At 51.3% G+C, this 15,988-nt stretch carries 16 protein-coding genes and 1 pseudogene; 4 read left to right on the forward strand and 13 right to left on the reverse strand.

Annotation, left to right across the window (positions count from 1 at the left end; genetic code table 11):
• Nucleotides 1-790 precede the first annotated feature (790 nt).
• The 3 genes from RX717_RS08360 to RX717_RS08370 all read right to left on the reverse strand — a co-directional run bounded on the left by RX717_RS08360 (nucleotide 791) and on the right by RX717_RS08370 (nucleotide 1,932).
• Nucleotides 791-931, reverse strand: coding sequence for a hypothetical protein (locus RX717_RS08360; RefSeq protein ID WP_159068012.1), 141 nt, complete (start codon nucleotides 929-931; stop codon nucleotides 791-793).
• A gap of 160 nt (nucleotides 932-1,091) precedes the next feature.
• Nucleotides 1,092-1,286 (reverse strand): hypothetical protein, encoded by a 195-nt coding sequence (locus RX717_RS08365; RefSeq protein ID WP_147573662.1) that lies wholly within the window; start codon nucleotides 1,284-1,286, stop codon nucleotides 1,092-1,094.
• A 103-nt stretch (nucleotides 1,287-1,389) separates the two neighbouring features.
• Entirely contained in the window at nucleotides 1,390-1,932 is a 543-nt protein-coding gene (locus RX717_RS08370) for a hypothetical protein (protein WP_107630432.1), read from the reverse strand.
• A 155-nt stretch (nucleotides 1,933-2,087) separates the two neighbouring features.
• Here RX717_RS08370 and RX717_RS08375 point away from each other — a divergent pair, with 155 nt between their 5' ends.
• The 3 genes and pseudogenes from RX717_RS08375 to RX717_RS08385 all read left to right on the forward strand — a co-directional run bounded on the left by RX717_RS08375 (nucleotide 2,088) and on the right by RX717_RS08385 (nucleotide 3,683).
• A complete protein-coding gene (locus RX717_RS08375; protein ID WP_242977787.1) occupies nucleotides 2,088-2,444 on the forward strand; it encodes a hypothetical protein in 357 nt (118 codons plus the stop codon).
• An 80-nt stretch (nucleotides 2,445-2,524) separates the two neighbouring features.
• Nucleotides 2,525-2,716, forward strand: a pseudogene (locus tag RX717_RS08380) (hypothetical protein); the annotation flags it as partial.
• Nucleotides 2,717-3,203: 487 nt separating this feature from the next.
• Complete coding sequence (locus RX717_RS08385) at nucleotides 3,204-3,683, forward strand: IS110 family transposase (protein ID WP_242977786.1); 480 nt, start codon at nucleotides 3,204-3,206, stop codon at nucleotides 3,681-3,683.
• 238 nt (nucleotides 3,684-3,921) lie between these two features.
• Here RX717_RS08385 and RX717_RS08390 read toward each other — a convergent pair whose 3' ends face one another.
• Nucleotides 3,922-7,374, reverse strand: coding sequence for a M28 family peptidase (locus RX717_RS08390; RefSeq protein WP_107630431.1), 3,453 nt, complete (start codon nucleotides 7,372-7,374; stop codon nucleotides 3,922-3,924).
• A 136-nt stretch (nucleotides 7,375-7,510) separates the two neighbouring features.
• Between RX717_RS08390 and RX717_RS08395 the strand changes: the two genes are divergently transcribed.
• Nucleotides 7,511-8,092 (forward strand): TetR/AcrR family transcriptional regulator, encoded by a 582-nt coding sequence (locus tag RX717_RS08395; RefSeq protein ID WP_107630430.1) that lies wholly within the window; start codon nucleotides 7,511-7,513, stop codon nucleotides 8,090-8,092.
• Between the two features lie 655 nt (nucleotides 8,093-8,747).
• On the opposite strand, the gene RX717_RS08400 is transcribed toward RX717_RS08395, so the two are convergent.
• From RX717_RS08400 to tnpA, 9 genes are all read right to left on the reverse strand, one after another.
• A complete protein-coding gene (locus RX717_RS08400) occupies nucleotides 8,748-9,170 on the reverse strand; it encodes a hypothetical protein (RefSeq protein WP_316960196.1) in 423 nt (140 codons plus the stop codon).
• Nucleotides 9,167-10,027: a tyrosine-type recombinase/integrase gene (locus RX717_RS08405; RefSeq protein ID WP_316960197.1), complete on the reverse strand. Its 861-nt coding sequence runs from the start codon at nucleotides 10,025-10,027 to the stop codon at nucleotides 9,167-9,169. Before RX717_RS08405 ends, RX717_RS08400 begins: the two co-directional genes overlap by 4 nt.
• Nucleotides 10,028-10,317: 290 nt before the next feature.
• Nucleotides 10,318-11,163, reverse strand: coding sequence for a tyrosine-type recombinase/integrase (locus RX717_RS08410; RefSeq protein ID WP_316960198.1), 846 nt, complete (start codon nucleotides 11,161-11,163; stop codon nucleotides 10,318-10,320).
• 228 nt (nucleotides 11,164-11,391) lie between these two features.
• Nucleotides 11,392-12,531, reverse strand: coding sequence for an IS110 family transposase (locus RX717_RS08415; RefSeq protein WP_316960199.1), 1,140 nt, complete (start codon nucleotides 12,529-12,531; stop codon nucleotides 11,392-11,394).
• A gap of 103 nt (nucleotides 12,532-12,634) precedes the next feature.
• Nucleotides 12,635-13,072, reverse strand: a complete 438-nt coding sequence (locus tag RX717_RS08420; RefSeq protein ID WP_316960200.1) for a sporulation initiation factor Spo0A C-terminal domain-containing protein — start codon at nucleotides 13,070-13,072, stop codon at nucleotides 12,635-12,637.
• On the reverse strand, nucleotides 13,014-13,247 hold the full coding sequence (locus tag RX717_RS08425) for a helix-turn-helix domain-containing protein (protein ID WP_054328537.1): 234 nt from the start codon (nucleotides 13,245-13,247) through the stop codon (nucleotides 13,014-13,016). Before RX717_RS08425 ends, RX717_RS08420 begins: the two co-directional genes overlap by 59 nt.
• A gap of 126 nt (nucleotides 13,248-13,373) precedes the next feature.
• Complete coding sequence (gene tnpC / locus RX717_RS08430) at nucleotides 13,374-14,975, reverse strand: IS66 family transposase (RefSeq protein ID WP_316960201.1); 1,602 nt, start codon at nucleotides 14,973-14,975, stop codon at nucleotides 13,374-13,376.
• 80 nt (nucleotides 14,976-15,055) lie between these two features.
• Nucleotides 15,056-15,412, reverse strand: a complete 357-nt coding sequence (gene tnpB / locus RX717_RS08435) for an IS66 family insertion sequence element accessory protein TnpB (protein WP_054328538.1) — start codon at nucleotides 15,410-15,412, stop codon at nucleotides 15,056-15,058.
• Nucleotides 15,402-15,803, reverse strand: a complete 402-nt coding sequence (gene tnpA, locus RX717_RS16010; RefSeq protein WP_054328539.1) for an IS66 family insertion sequence element accessory protein TnpA — start codon at nucleotides 15,801-15,803, stop codon at nucleotides 15,402-15,404. The genes tnpB and tnpA overlap by 11 nt, the downstream gene beginning before the upstream one ends.
• Nucleotides 15,804-15,988: the final 185 nt, after the last annotated feature.

Below are 15,988 nucleotides of genomic sequence, written 5' to 3' on the forward strand. Positions count from 1 at the left end.
AGTAGTATTGTGAAAAATTATAGCAAGCATAGTCGATTTTGTAAGAGGGAGTGTACTCATAGAGCGTTTAACTATTTAAGTCAAATTATATATATAATTTTTGATTATCCATATAAACACTATACTTTCAATCATTTTAAAGTATAGAAAAATAACCATTTTACCACGAATTTACCACGATTGACCGAGCCTTGATATGATATAAAACTAAGAAAAGAAGACTAGATTACTTAAATATCTAGTCTTCTTTTCACTGTTTCGACGAAATCAATTTCAGAACACATTTGTTTATTTGTAATAATATACCATTTTATAATGGTAACCACTTGGTTTTTTTGCCCAATATGTACCGTAATATTGAGGTTGTTTTACATGAATACTTGTCCACGTTACTTTAAAAGTATGTTTGTCATACAATCTATAAGCTTTCAGTTCGGCTCTTTTAACTTTCCTACCATTGTGTGTGCTAGGGACTTTTCGTGAACCCGAATGCCCTATTGTATAACTCTTGCTGAAATTAAAACCTAATGTGGCTTGTGCTTTTCCTTTTACATTCCATGCAACATTTGAACTTGCTGAAAAAGAAGTTGCTTTCATTTATTTTAAATATTTATAAAACATTGATTTTGAGCGTTCAATAGAACTTTTTCAGAATACACTTCATATTTCCTCGCTTTGATTTTCACAACTTCCTATATCGTTTGTTCTTTTTAATGATGCAAAACGATGCCTATTCATGTTCCTCGGCCAGAATTATCCGTGTTTTGTCCTTGTTCCTGATTGTAAGCATTCAACGAATAATCAAAGCGGCCGGTCTGGCGATCAGCTTCCCGCCTATCGCATCTTCTACGTCCGCAAGATTTTTCTGTATCTCCTGCTCCTTGTTGCACAGGGGGATACAGTCTCGCTTCCTGACAGGTACTTTGTTCATCGCTGGCAGCTTCTACAGGTATACAGACTTCTGCTTTCCGTCTATAGCTACATATTTATAAAAATATCTTGCTTTACTCTGATTCTCCTCAGTCCGCTGTTCCAACATGGTATTGTTCTTTTCCGTCTGTTAGGGAAAGAGCCTTGATGCGATATATTGATTATATCATAATTACAATAAAATCACAGCCTTTCATTTTACTTTTTATGATATAAATTAATATGTATCCAGGCTCTTTTTCGTTAGATAACGTCCAGACTGTATCACCTTTTCTAATTGTTTGCGCTTGATCTGGATGCAGTTCCGTTCCAGATGTACCACGGCGCATCTGGCGCCTCTTTGCCAGCCACTGCAACTTGTTTTCCCCGATCAACGATCAATATGCTATTAGAATCTGATCGGATACATATGATCGATAAAATGATAGACAACCCCTTATCTAATCGGCCACCGTTTTTCTATTTTATTTCACCAACAGCAGGATTGATATCAAGCGTCAAAATATTTCCCATTAAACGCAGGGTGTAGAATCGGTCGCTCGCAGGCCATTTCCATGATTTTGCACCGGACTCTTCTGCGATGCCCTGATCCTGCATTTCCGTGCCTGTGAACGCTGTGACACGATCCTGCCAAGTCTGCACAAGTTCATCCGCAACTTCCTGTCCGCCGTCGGTGATCCAGATGGAAACCGCGTCCACGGTCTTCTCACCACCGCACACGGCATGGATCGTTACCGACTCTCCATACAGCTCGGTCTGATACATCCGGCCGATATATGTCGATTTATCACTCGTCCAGTTCTCCTCTCCACCGCCGAAAACATCCGCAATATCGCTATCTGCCTTACCGATCAGCTCATCGGCATCCGCGATAGTGTATTGTATAGCCTCTGCCTGTTCGGTATCCGACTTTTTGCTGGTCCCAGCCCCCGCAATGCTACAGCCCATCAGCAGCAATGCGCAAACCAGACTGATCCCAACGGCAAACGTCTTTTTCTTCATAGGTCCTTCCTCCTCGTATAATAATAAAAAATAACAATAACAATCGAATAAAACAGAAATAGAACATTTCAAGGGAGGAAGTGTGCTACCTGGAAGCACGCTTCTGTCCAGAATAAGATTTCCATAGAATCTGTCGAAAATGGAGGTCTTATCTCATGAAACTGTACAAAATGTTAGCAAAAGAATTTCTTGCGGAATACACAGATACGCTTCAAGAGCTCCGAAACCTGACGCATGAGGAAATGGCGGAGCGGCTGCGCATTACCAGCCGGGCATACGGAGATTTAGAGCGTGAGCAATACCGCTTTTCTGCAATCGCTCGGCTTTTCCTTCTGCTCATGTTGAACGCTGATGAACTAAAAGCCTTCCTGAAGGGATTCCGTAAAAGGAGTCCCCCTAAGAACACCCCCGATATTTCCGAAATTTTCACACTGTTATACCAACTCGGTCTTACGGCAAATTACACTGGCTTCTTTCACACCTCTTATGCAGTGTATCTGGCGACCCAGTAGCCAGACCGGCTGCTCTGGTGGCAAAATGGCTGTATCCAGAAGTAGCGAAACACTACGCGACTACCTAGAAGTGCGTAGAGCGTAATATTCGTACCGCCGTTAATGTCGTATGGGACCCCCACCCAGCACTGCTGGAAACATTAGCCCAGTATCCATTGCCCCAAAAGCCAAAAGCATCGAAGTTCCTTTCTATCTTGGCGCTACATCTTTCCTTTGGAACCAGTAGCGTAGCGAAAAGGCCGGCAGGCATTGAGATGCCCGTGATACAATAGCTGTAGGACAGCAGGGTCAAGTTTTGGTTCCTCCAGTTGAGCCACCAGGCTGCTCAAAGGAAGTCTGTTCCCCTGAGCCGGAAGTTAGCTGCAAACTCATTGGCTGTTCGTCGGAGGAAAGGCCGCTCTTTCAGCCGTGAGGGATATCGCATTGGTCTTCTCTGGAATGATTCTGATACACGAGGTTGCGGATGCTCCGGTTATCATGGGTATCTCAAAGCCTGCACTCCAGTTTTTCCATGCAGAATAACCTGAGTGGTGCTAAACAGTTGTCAGAGAGAATCGTGTCGGCGCTTGGTTCCATGTAGCTCAACGATGTAGTGATTGCCTCCATCTATGGTGACAGCCTTGTTTGCGCACTGCATGAGGATGTGGCAGCTTGAGCCGGTTTCAACGGAAGATCCATGTTCTCAACCCAAAGCAGGCGCATGATTTCAAGGAAGCCTATCCAGACCTGCCGAAAAACGACTGGGGGATGCCTTTGTGATTGCCGACCATCTCCATTTCGGCAGAATCAACAGGGAGGTCTATCTTACCGCTTGCCTGTTACCGTAAACAACTCCGTGAACCAAGCCATTGCCGTATCCACCGCTTCGATGCAGGCCTTGGAAAAGCGGGGCAAGATCTTGGACAAGGCATTGAACACCAGTTTGAGATCATTCGAAACACGCTGACATCCATCCCAGGCATTGGCAAAGTCTACTCAGCCGGTATCGTCGCTGAAATCGGCGATATTCACCGTTTTGATTCTCAAGCCTCTGTCGCCAAATATGCCGGTCTTGTCTGGTACAAGAACCGGTCTGGCAACTTCGAGGCCGAACACTCCAGAATGATCAAATCCGGCAACCGCTATCTCCGCTACTACCTGCTGGAAGCTGCCAACTTTGTGAGAAGATGCGACTCCGCGTTCTGGCGCTACTATGACCTCAAATCAACAAATACCAGCACAAACGCGCACTCGCTTTAACTGCCAGAAAACTGATTCGGTTGATCTTTCGACTGCTGAAGGACAACCGCCTGTATATCCCATTAGAGAGCTGGGCTTATTACTTGCCGCTCTGACGCCAAAGCCCTGTTTCTAAAATCATAGGGGGTAGGGCTTGGTTCGATGTTGCCTTTTTCCTGACTAAACAGCCGTTTCACTTCACTTTTCTTCAAAATTTTCTGACTTCATACCATTGGACTTTTTACAATGGCGGCTCTATTCAAACAGCAGACCGTGTCAGCCGCTGCACCCAATCCGTGTCCCACTCATACCGCGCAAGCTGTTCTGAGGGCACTCCAAAATAATTAAACCAATAGGCCGCACGACCGCGGTCGCTGGTCGCATCATAATACCGCCATACACCGTCCAGATAGGCGATATTCCACATGTGGTTTTCACCGCCCATCGTGCCGGTGACGGTATAGCACGGGATATCTGCCGCTTCAAATAAGCGCTGTACGGCCTGTGCATACCCGCCGCAGATGGCAAGCCCGTCGTGCAGCGCGCCATAAGCGGTCTGCGAATCGTACGGCATATTGTCTCGGTCCGCGTAATACCGCTGGTCATATCGCACGTTTTCGGTCACATAGGTATACAGCGCTTCGGCCTTCTCGGCCCCAGTCATGTCCGCTGTGATGATTTCATCTACCACTTTACTGGTTAGGCGGTCAATCTCGGATAAACGTTCCAGCGCCTCCGTCCGGCCCAGATGATTTTGCGGTGCAAAGGTGATCGCTGTGCCGTCCTCGTTCAGCTGGCACAGGATATAGCTGCCGCCAGCCTGCTGAAGCGCCTTGTTCATATCGTCCACCGTCAGTTCCGGATCGGTGATGCGGATGGATACACTTTCTTTCGTTATATTGTCCCGTGCGATCCGGATAAGATCGTTCAGGCAGGCGGCCTCCACACCCTGAAAACCCGTTGGATAGTCCCCGCTTCGATAGGGCATGTAGGAGAACGTGCAGCGCAGCACGCTGTTGCTGACCGAGACCTGCATATCATAGGCGTATTTATACGCCGGATGCTCGGAAAGCAGGCTGTTATAGAGGTTCTGCACATCCATTTTAAGATCAGAGGTATCTTCCAGCGCAGCGATTACAAAGGCGGCAGGCTGCCGCACCGTCGCAATCGCATCGTTGAGTTCTGCCTTGATCTGTGCAGTATCTGTTACGCAGAGCACCTCCTCTCCGCTGTCTGGGTTTTCCGACTCAGTCGGCTCTTCCGGTTCCACCGGCTTCTGTGGCTGATCCAGGCTCATATTATCCCGGATTGCCTGCCGCAGCGTCACCATATCTGCATCCGCCCAGAACGCAAGCAGCTTCTGCTCGGCCACAGTATCGCCCTCAGGCTTGGCACCCAGCACGAACACCGCAAAGGTGTCCGCAATATCCTCATGGAAGTAGTTTGCACCGTAGCGGCTGACATAGTGCGTCGGGTTTTGTTCGTAATCATTTACACCGGCACCGGTGTCGATCTGCTTCCAGAAGCGGTCATAAAACGTCTTGCGGAACGAGCCGGGTACAAAGCCCGCTGGGTCGTGCGTATCGCTGCCGACCAATAGGTCAACCTGTGTCTCATCTTCGAGCAGCACATGGCCGTACTCATGAAGGATGGTATAAGTCAGCTTGCTCCAGTCGCGCGAGTTACCGTTTTCATCATACACATCGTAGTAGTCGATGCTGATGGAAAAGCGGGTGTTATCCGTCCCGCCGTTTTCGTCCTCAACCGGCGAGGTATAGGCCAGAACATTGCTGTAGCCGTCGGTATACAGGTTAAACTCCGCAATTTTGACACGCGCCTCATCCGGCAGGATAGCGCATAGGAAGTCCCACACCTTTGCGTGCTGGGCATTGCCGATCTGCGCGCGGCCGTTCACGACCGGATATTCTGCGATCACGTTGGTGATGCCGAGCGAATAGTTTGACACTGTGACCATACAGCCCTCAGCCGTATCCGACAGAGTGATGTATTTGCTGTACACCTCGTCGGCCCAGCTTTCACTTCCCTGCACCGAAGCGGATGGCGCACCGTACATTGCAGTGATCAGGCTGCGCACCTGATCTGAGGTGTAGCCGGTTTCGGTGGGATGGATCTCAATATTCTGCAAAAAACCGTTGCGGTAGCGGTAGTAGGTGTTCATCGGCTGTTCTCCGTCGAACCACCGCATAGAGTACAGATAGGTGTCGTAAACATCGGTCCAGCCGTCGCCGTTTACCTCTTCCGTATCCACCAGCTCGCCGACAACGCCTATATAAGCCTCTGTGTCCGCGAGCGAGCTGTTGAAATAAATCACGTTCTGGCGGGTCTGGCGGTAGGTATAGCCCTCCGCCTGCGCATGCGCTATATCCCTATAGGACGGCGTATCCGCATCCGCGATTTCCTGCACTGCAGCGGTCACGGTCTGCGCCGCGCCTGCAAGGGTATACAGGTCAATCTGGCTGGCGACATCCGCCGCCGAGTGATAGAGGTAGCCGCGCCCGTTCTGCATCACCAGAACGCTCGGCACGCCCGCCAGTTGGAAAGAGGCGTGGCCGCTCGCGGTCTCCGCGCCCATCATAAAGGAGGCGTTTTTCTGCCCGATCAGGTCGCTCAGCCAGTTGGTCTCGCCGTCCATCGTACAGACCTTGCTGCCGCTCGAACCGAGTCCGCCCAGCATATCCAGTTGGATGTCGCCGATCATGCGGCTGCGCTCTGCTTCGGAGAGCTTCGAGGTGTAGTACCGCGAGCCGTTTTTTCCGTTTTCCTCATCCGTAAAGCTGATGAAGCGGATCTCGGTATCGGTCGCCGTGTCCTTCATCGCCTCCGCAACCGCGAGCAGCGCGGTCACGCCCGAAGCATTGTCATTCGCACCGTAGGCCGTCGGCACACTATCATGGTGGGCAGACACCAAAAGGATATCTGCATTTGCCGCTGCCGCCGGCTTGACCGCAATCACGTTAGCGCCGGTCTGCCCTGCATCATTCGTATAGTCTTGCGTGCTGACCAGATAGCCCATCTCTGTGAAACGGCTTTGCAGATACTGCACCGCCGCCTGCTCACCCACCGAGCCGATCGGGTGATGCTGCATGCTTAGGGTCTCAAGATCCTTCTGGAGCTGCGCGGTATCCGGCAGCTGTGCATCCCGCTGGAGGATCAGCACGGCCTCCGCCAAGATGATGGTATCCTCCGGTGCAAGGAGGTGGTTGGATCTGCCGTTAAGCAACCCGATCTTGCTACACCAGAGCACCGCGTCCCATGCCCAGTCTGCAACCGATGCCGCATCCGTGTAGGCGGAAAGCTCACTGCCGCTGACCGCTGGCCCACCTGCGCTGCGGTACAGCATAGCGGCAAATTCCTGCCGTGTCAATGGTCTTTCAGGCTGGTACTTTCCGTCACCAAGGCCTTCGACAAAGCCCTGCTCAGCGGCCCATGCAGTTGCATCGGCATAGGTTTCCGGCACGTCGGTAAATGGCGTGTCTGCCGGTGCATTCGGCCGCCCTGCCACCTCATATAGCAGTTGCACCGCCTGTCCGCGTGTAACAGCGGCCTCCGGTGCATCCAGAATATCTTCGCTTAACGCAAGCGATTGTGCCCAATCCCTTGCGTCCTGCGCCCATCCTGGCCATGCAGTGGCACCAGATGTACCTGCCAATATAGTGGAACACAATACAGCCGACACGATCGCCCTTTTCATATGTATCACCCCTGTCTGAGATCATAAAATAAACCGTTTGGTTTGTTTTATATTACAACAAACAGACCAAACAGTCAATTCCTGTATTGCTGTATCATAGAAATTTTGCTATACTGTAACCAAGAGGTGATGGATTATGAAGCAGGCAGAACGAAGCCGGCGCAGCCGCAGCATGATCCGCATGCACGCGTTTACCGAATTTGCCGAGCACGGATATGCCGGCAGCGGTATCAACCAGATTTGCACCAGAGGAAACATTTCCAAGGGACTGCTATATCATTATTATGAAAACAAGGATGCACTGTATCTTGACTGCATATCTCTTTTGTTTCAGGAAATGACGAATTTCCTGCGTGGGCAGCTTGATCTCTCCACACTGACGATCGACCAATACTTTGCCATGCGCATAGATTTTTTTCAGAAGCATCCGATGCATCGTCAGTTGTTTTACGATGTGCTGATATATCCGCAAAGCCATTTGGCCGAACAGATTGCAAAATGCCGACAGGAGTTTGACCAGTTTAACGATCATGCATTGCGCACCATCCTGCAAAAAGAAAATCTGGCCGATCGCCTGACGCTTGATCAAGCTATTGCGCAGTTTCGGGCGTTTGTAAATTTTCTGGGGGTCTATATCCGTGAGGATTCGGTACCCGATGCTGAGCAGAAAGCACATGAATTGCTGCACACAATGTTGTATGGATTGATCATGCGCTAGTATATACAATGGAAAAGTCTTATCTGAAATGATCTTATGATGTAGTCAAAGATTTCAGATAAGGCTTTCCTCTATCTACGCCATTCACTTCTACAGTCGATTTATCTGTGAGCGGCAGCGGGCTTCGGGACACTTTGTCTCAAAGCAGGGGAGCTTGTCGGAACGGTGACAGAGAAAAAGAGGATGCAGGCCGAAAGAACAGCGGGAACGGGGGATGCTATGGGCTGCGGGAGAAACCAGCAAAATACGGGGGTATTCCAAAAACTTTTCCATAACCCGACATAACGAAAGCCCGCAAAGACCTGAACGGCCTTTGCGGGCTCTTTTGTGGGAGCTATACAGTTTTCAGATACTAACCCAAGGCCATAGCCATAGGCATCCCTCGTTCCGGTATTTTATGGTGGAAATTAAGTTTCTGCCGCATAGTGAATAAGCAACAGCTCCTTTTCTCTTTTTATGAGCTTCTCCGAACCCTCCGCCGAAGCGAAAGGCTCGGAGAAGCCGGGGCCGAAGCCTCCCAACTTCGTATGGTTTACCCTTGTCTCCCGTCCTATCTGTTAGTTTGATACTTCGTCCAATCTGGGTCAGCGGTCAGCTTGGTCCAATGCCCATGCACATCTCCCTCGCGGTTGAAATCATGGCTGTTGGTAGCCTCCTATACCGCCAGATAGTACCATGCGCCCGGCTGCCAAGGCAATCGTTGAGAAATCCCAATAACCATGACTGCACACAGCAAGCATGACAGTATTCGCTTTTTTCGTGTAGTGAAGTCCTCCTGTTTTTCTTTTGTCATGGCTTGGGGACAAAGTGTCCCCAAGCTCGTCCCTCCCCTATTAAGAGAGGATGATGATTGGATCAGCCGCTCCCGTGCGGCCGCCGCCGTTTCTTCCGGTGGCTGCTGTGCCAGATATTGCAGCGCATTATTCCATTCTTCCAGAGAAGCGGCGTCGGCTGGCAACTGCTCCAATATTCGGGCCAGCCGCACCCGCTGCCATTTGTCCAGATAGCGCAGATCAGATAAATACATGCAGTCCGCTTGAATAGAAAGCGCGTCCACAAGCGGTATTTCAAAGGTCATCGTTCCATCACCTCGCTTTCGTTCCATCCCACAGTCAAAGCCTCCGTTTCCAGTAGCCGGTCATAGGCTTGCTCAATCAGAAGTTCCAAACTGGATCGGATGCCCGCCTGCGTGGCAACGCACAGTTTCCGCAGGCACCGGGGATTGCATTTTTCCGGCGATACCCGCGCGTCACGGGACAAGGACTGGAGACGGACATTGATATTCCCCCGGTCCATTGGCCTACCATACCGAGTGCAGAATATAGGGCCGCTCCCGATCCCCTGCTCCCCAGCATAGGCCAGCAGCTCCGCCCGCAGACAGGGCGGGACGCGCAGCCTGCTCGGAACAAGTACCCAGCCCTCCCGCACAGCCTCCACAGTCACGCGGGACAAGGTGTGAAGCGGCAGGTCCATCGTGCCGAACAGCAGCACCAGCAGATAGGTCTGGCGTTTGCCCAGCAGCTTTGCCGTCTGGAGCAGCCGAAGATATTCATTTCTGGTCAGTTCCGGCAAAGGTATATTCTCGTCTGGAGAAACCTGTTCTACCCGGAGGTCTTGCCGTCCTGCGAACTCCAAAAGGCTGTTGACGGTGGCGGTGCAGCTATTGACGGTGCCCGGGGAATAGCCCTGCTCCAATAACTCGGACTGCCAGTTAGAAAGAAATGCGGGATCCAGTTTGCTGTCCTCTGGCAGACTTTTCCGCAGCCTGGAGAGGTTGCGGCGGTAGACGCTGATGGTATCTTTTGTCCGCCCATGCTCCCGCAGGTTTTCCAGGAACCGCAGCTCCAGCTCGTCTGTCAGGCACAGGCCGAGCCTGTGGGAGCGTTCTGTATTCTCAGGGAAACCGGACCTTCCCTGTATCTTTTCCTCTGGCATACCCATTACCTCTCAGCAGTCAGAATTAACATTCCGCACACAGCTTTAGTGCTCATGTGTCCATTGGAAAGGCCAAACGCAAAAAATAAGCGTCCCCTGCTCCCGTGAAAGGAGAGCAGGGGACGCACGAAACCAGGCCGCAAAAAAATCTTCTTTTTGCGGCTGGCTTTTTCACGCCCAAAAGTTAGGAACTTCCTTGCTTTTCAAGGACAGGAATGATATAATTACTTTGTATATGTAGTCCCGCAGGTAGAAAAACCGTTTTGTTTGGGGCGGAATGTTAACTCTGCCTATGATACCAGCCCCAAGCGGTCAAGCTGGCGCTGGTGCTCCTCGCCGGAGGTCAGGAGATAGATACGGGTCGTTTCAATGGAGCTGTGCCCCAGCACGTCCGCCAGCTTTGCAATATCCCGGTAGGCCCGGTAGTAGGCCGTGGCGAACAGGTGCCGGAGATTATGGGGGAACACCCTGGACGGCTCCACCCCCGCCCTGACGCACAGCCGTTTCATTTCCGCCCATATCTGCCGCCTTGAAAGACTTTTACCGTTTCCCGTGAGAAAAATCTCGCCGGAAGCGGTTTTGTTTTTCTTGGCGTATTTCAAGAGCTTCCGTGCCAGCTTGGTGGGAATGAGGATCACCCTGACTTTCCCTTTCAGGGAGATTTCCGCCCGGCCCCGCTGAACGGCTTCCACGGTGAGATAGCGGAGCTCGCTCACCCGGACGCCGGTAGCGCAGATGGTTTCCATCACCAGCGCCAATCGTTCCTTGCCCAGCTCCCGCGCCGTGGCAATCAGCCGGTCATAGTCCGGGCGGGTGAGTTCGCGGGCCGGGTCACGGAACAGCCGCCGCTGTACCTTGACGAACCTTGCCCTGCATCCCTCCCAGCCGAGAAAACGGAACAGGCCGTTGAGCGCGGACAAGGCCGCGTTTACCGTGGAGGGAGCGCGGCGCTCTGCCAGCAGCCGTTCTTTCCAGCCGGTCACGGCCTCCTTGGTAACGGCCTCCCCATCCAGCCAGAGGGCAAAGGCCCGCACATCCCGCAGATACTTTTCTAGCGTGGCCGAAGCTCGTTCCTCCTGTTTCAAATAGCGGCCATAGGCCGCGATCCGCTCCACCGTCAATTTGAAATCTTCCATTTCGTAGCCTCCTGTCTGCAAAGTATGAAATTATTTTACCTTGCAGGCTGGCCGCTATGCGGACAAACTTCCAGGAAGCGCAAACCCTTGATTTCCAAGGCATTTTCAGGGGTGCGCACTACCAGACCAGTTAAGCAAAGTCAAGAGAAATTTCAGATTTTAGGTCTGGGAGAAAAACGAACATGACAATAAGGCCCAGTGGTAGCTGGGCCTGTAAGGGTATTTATGTTATGCGACAGAAAACAGCCCCAGCCGAGTAGCGTGTTGCTCCGGTTGACGCAACTCAAACGGTTTTTGGTCGCGGAGAACGGCAAAGATAATATTACAGAGCTTGTGCATCAGAGCACACATAACAATTCGTGGTGGTTTTGTCTTACATTTTTCTTGGTAGTAGGCAAAGAGCACTGGATTAGCAGGGGATTGATTTTTGTGTGGTGCAACAGAGGAAACGGCAGCCAAATGAAGCAAGGCTCGGACATAGGAAGAACCACGTTTAGATAGTTTCATTTTGGAGCCTGTAAACATACCGGACTGCCGCTGGGATGGATCAAGGCCGAAATAAGCCACAAGCTGCTTGGGCTTTTGAAACAGGGTAAAATCTCCGATTTCAGCAAGGAGCGCAATGGAACTGTGGGGGCCAATCCCAGGGATGGTCTGTAAAAGTGCAATATTCTTTTGGATAAACGGTTCCTGAATGATCAATGCTTTGATAGCCTGTTCGATTTCCCATATACCGTTCAACAAAGCGTCCAGCATAGCAACGGCGGATATAACCACAGCCGCATTTCCTGGTGCGTAAAGGCCAAGCCGCAGGGCGTCCTCGGCAACATGGCGAAGTTTTTCCACCTTTTTCACTCCAAAAGTGTGGCCTTTATATCCGGCAATACAAATTATACGGAGCAGTTCGTTCTCGCTTTTTAACAGCAAGATCTGTGGAGTAGGACATTCCCGCAAAACAGCTCTTGAGGCAGCGCCACCTACATCCGAAAATACTTTATCGTAGCTAGGGAAAATTTGATCCAAGTATGCAGCTAGTCGGTTTTTGTAGCTTGTTACGTCGTTCATAAGTTCCGCACGCTGGCGGCAGAGCAGCCGTAGCCCTCGCAAACTGTCTACGGGAACTTGGGATTTTCGCAAGACCTTGAGCCGATAAAGCATTGCAATCTTGTAGGCATCCACCTTATCATTTTTTACTTTTCGGACATTGATGTTTTTCAACGCACCGCTTTGAATGGGATTGACTACAATCACCTCATACCCGGCCTCGCAGAAAAACTGGAATAGGATGAGATGGTAGTGAGAGGTAGACTCCATAACAATGACTGGGGCCACACCACACTCGTTCTCGACCCGACGCAGCTCTGCCACAGAGCGCTCCATGCTGGTTAAGTGTAAGCGTAAAATAAGCCAAGAGAAAGGGCGCAGGTAAATTTGCAACCTGCGCCCTTTGAGATTGGACAGTAAATGGGATTTAGGATTTAGATGAAGAAAGATCCTGGAATTCAGCGGAGTAAACCGCATGGAAAAGAACCGCGAGGAATTCGGTAGAACATAGATGCCTGTCAAGAGGCCTTTGCGCAAGGGATTCCAGGAGTACGCGGTTGCGTATCCACGCAATCCTGGATACGGTTCGGATATTACGTTCCACTGCCTTCCAGTTCGTCCCATATCTCCTGGCAACATCAGGATAAAGCCATTTTGTTACCAACAGAAGCCTGTCTTGCCGTTCCATACACAGAGACACTGCGTAGGTAGTATGAAGAAACCCCTTATAATTCGCGGTTACTCCAAGGCTGTACAACAGATCACAAGTCGCATTTAGGTAGGGCAAGGTTTCATCTCCTTTTGCTTTATACAAGTTCATCCCCTTCTTCTGGCTGGATCCGCATAAATGTTTCCATCGGGACATCCAAAGCCACGGCTACTTTACAGAGAAGACATGCGGATGGGTTTGTCTTCTCACCGGTCTCCAAGGCTCGTACATGGCGAATAGAAGTGCCCATTTTTACGGCCAGCATCGCTTGTGTCTTGCCTCGGTCTTTGCGTACTTCGCGCAGTTTTGCTCCATCAAAGCTTGCTTCCATTTTCCTCACCTCCCTTCATGCAAAGCATAAGGGATGGAAGGGATTACCTGTGAGGCTCTGTAGTTCCCCTTTGGTGGAAAATGTCGAAAAAAATGGACCGGCCTTTCGGTCAGTCCATTAAAAAACCTATATTGTAGAGTCCTCCTGGCCCCTGCGATATTGCACCGGAACAAGATCCGGCGTCAGTTTTGTGGCCCACTCTCTGTCAGCCACGGCCATAGATGGCGCCCTGGACAGCACATAGACCAGATACCGGTATGGGTCAAGGTCGTTTTCCTTGGCCGTTTCAATCAGGCTGTAAACAATGGCGCTGCTCTGGGCCCCGCCTTCCGTATTTGCAAACAGCCAGTTCTTCCGCCCCATCACAAAGGGTTTCATACTCCGTTCTGCCCGGTTGTTGCTTATTTCCAGCCGCCCGTCCTCCAAAAAGCATTTTAGATATGGCCACTGCTCCCGCAGATAATACAGCGCCTTTCCCAAAGAGGACTTGGGCGGGGCGGTTTTTGTTTCCGCCCATGCCAACAAAGCGTCCATCACCGGTTTGGACCGGATCAGACGCTGTTTGTACCGTTCTTCCGGCGGCAGATCCGCCAGTTCCTTTTCAATGGCGAAGAGAACATTGCAGTATTGCAGTCCCTCCAACGCCGCGCAGCCCGTCTGCTGCTCTTTTGGCAAGGCGTTCACCGCTTCGTCAAACTTTCGCCGCAGATGCGCCCAGCAGCCAACCACCCGGATGTTCTCCGGCAATCGGTGGTAGCCGGAATAACCATCAGCATGGAGCCAGCCCGTAAAGCCCTTGAGGAACGCCTCGGCATTCTCCGCCTTTCGGCTCTGCTGGTACTCATACAGGACAATGGGGTGCCCGGCGTCTCCACCGGTCCGGTACAGCCACATATAGCACTTGCTCCTGGCCGTCCGCCCTTCCAGTTTCAGCACCTGCAGAGTCGTCTCATCCGCGTGGAGGACCTCTCGCTGAAGCAACTGTTGGTGCATCTGGTCATAGATGGGCCGCAGCCAATCCTCCGCCACCCGCAACACCCAGTTGCTCATCGTCTGCCGGGAGAGCATCACCCCAGCCCGATTCCATTCCTGTTCCTGCCGGTACAGCGGAGCGTACATCACAAACTTTTGGACCATGATATGAGCCACAGCCTCTGGGGAGGCGTAGCTGCCTGAGATCAGGGGAGGCTCTTTTTCGGCTTTCAGGACAGGTGTTTCCGTCCCCGTCTGCTTGCAGTTCTGGCAGGCGTATGTAAAATAAACATCTTCCCGGATCTTCACCTGGGCGGGGATCATCACCAGAGTACGGCGAACCTCACTCCCAATCTCCGTCATGAGTGTACCGCATTCAGGACAGTTACGCTCAGACTCCGGGACACGGTGTTCTACCACCTCAACAGGAACATTGTCCGGCAGTACCTCCTCCACACGGGAAGACCGCTTCTGCCGGGTGTGGGCAACAACCTTGCTCTCCGTTACGGAAGTCCTTTTAGCAGACAGCCACGCTTCCGTTTCATCAAACATCAGGCTCAACTGGCCTGCCAGTTCTTCCTTCGTCTGCTCGGACGATGCCCCATAGACTTTCTTTTTGGCAAGACGCATCTGCTCCATCAGCCAGTCCAGCTTCTGGTTCAGCTCGTCTCTTTCCGCCTTCAGAGACTCATATTCCGCACGGGAAATGGTCACCATTTCCGTGTTGCTTGTGATAATATTCACTTCATTTTTCATATTCTCATTATAACACAAAACCCCTTAAAACACCAGCATTTCAAGGGATTTCGAGGAAAATAGCATCCGATTTTTCAACGCTATATCATACTCAGGCCAGTCACCGCTTTGTGCGCTTTGGGCTGTTCGATCTTTAACCCTTCCATAAGCCAGCGGTACTGCTGGCCTGTCAACTGGCGCGCCTCATCTCCGTTCCGCGGCCACTGGAAGGCGCCTGCTTCTAACCGCTTATATACCAGAACAAATCCATCCCCCTCCCAATACAGCCCCTTGATCCGATCCCGCCGGTAACCGCAGAACAGGAACAGCGTATTGCTGAACGGGTCCAGATGGAACTGCCGCTGTACCAATGTCGCCAGGCCGTCGATCCCTTTCCGCAGATCTGTGTACCCACAGGCTATATACACTTTTTCCGCGCCGCGAAAATCATTCAGCATGGCACACCGATCGGCAGATCGCCTCTATCACCGGCAGCTCCACTCCCGCATAAATCTCAACTTCTATCCCTCGCCCCTTTACCACCACTGTTACTGCCGACTGTTTCCCCTCTGGAGCAGTCTGAAGAAACTCCCTGTTCCACATCCCTTCCTTCCTCACTCTCAGCTCTACAAATTCAGCCGCCTTTTTTTCTGCCGGTACTCTTTCCACCTTTTTTATCCCGTGGCCACTTCGCTGCAATACTCTTTTCTCCCATCGGTAATACGTCTTTGTGCTGATGTCCCGTTCATCGCACCATCCCGTTACTGTTTGCCCGCTGCTCCGGCATTCCTGTACGAGCTCCGTCCATTGGGCCACTTGCTGCTCCCGATGTCTTTCCCGAATTGTCATTTTTCCCAGCTCCTCTGCTTCCTTTGACTTCCCTTAATGCTATCCACTGCAACTTTTATCCTTATTTTCTCACACTCTACCTCTACCAACAATCCGTTGCTTTATTTGACGCTTACGTTGAGGGCAGCGCCCCCAAGCCCCTTCTGAACGCAGAATTTCATTCTGTGGCTGCTCGTTCTGCGAAA

It is taken from the genome of Intestinibacillus sp. NTUH-41-i26 (assembly GCF_032769475.1).
Lineage (GTDB): Bacteria > Bacillota > Clostridia > Oscillospirales > Butyricicoccaceae > Agathobaculum > Agathobaculum ammoniilyticum.

Excerpts from the sequence above, each read along its gene's own strand:
- RX717_RS08360 (WP_159068012.1), bottom strand. The coding sequence starts at position 931 with ATGAACAAAGTACCTGTCAGGAAGCGAGACTGTATCCCCCTGTGCAAC.
- RX717_RS08370 (WP_107630432.1), bottom strand. The coding sequence starts at position 1,932 with ATGAAGAAAAAGACGTTTGCCGTTGGGATCAGTCTGGTTTGCGCATTG.
- RX717_RS08375 (WP_242977787.1), top strand. The coding sequence starts at position 2,088 with ATGAAACTGTACAAAATGTTAGCAAAAGAATTTCTTGCGGAATACACA.
- RX717_RS08390 (WP_107630431.1), bottom strand. The coding sequence starts at position 7,374 with ATGAAAAGGGCGATCGTGTCGGCTGTATTGTGTTCCACTATATTGGCA.
- RX717_RS08395 (WP_107630430.1), top strand. The coding sequence starts at position 7,511 with ATGAAGCAGGCAGAACGAAGCCGGCGCAGCCGCAGCATGATCCGCATG.
- RX717_RS08400 (WP_316960196.1), bottom strand. The coding sequence starts at position 9,170 with ATGACCTTTGAAATACCGCTTGTGGACGCGCTTTCTATTCAAGCGGAC.
- RX717_RS08405 (WP_316960197.1), bottom strand. The coding sequence starts at position 10,027 with ATGCCAGAGGAAAAGATACAGGGAAGGTCCGGTTTCCCTGAGAATACA.
- RX717_RS08410 (WP_316960198.1), bottom strand. The coding sequence starts at position 11,163 with ATGGAAGATTTCAAATTGACGGTGGAGCGGATCGCGGCCTATGGCCGC.
- RX717_RS08420 (WP_316960200.1), bottom strand. The coding sequence starts at position 13,072 with ATGTCCCGATGGAAACATTTATGCGGATCCAGCCAGAAGAAGGGGATG.
- RX717_RS08425 (WP_054328537.1), bottom strand. The coding sequence starts at position 13,247 with ATGGAAGCAAGCTTTGATGGAGCAAAACTGCGCGAAGTACGCAAAGAC.
- tnpC (WP_316960201.1), bottom strand. The coding sequence starts at position 14,975 with ATGAAAAATGAAGTGAATATTATCACAAGCAACACGGAAATGGTGACC.
- tnpB (WP_054328538.1), bottom strand. The coding sequence starts at position 15,412 with ATGCTGAATGATTTTCGCGGCGCGGAAAAAGTGTATATAGCCTGTGGG.
- tnpA (WP_054328539.1), bottom strand. The coding sequence starts at position 15,803 with ATGACAATTCGGGAAAGACATCGGGAGCAGCAAGTGGCCCAATGGACG.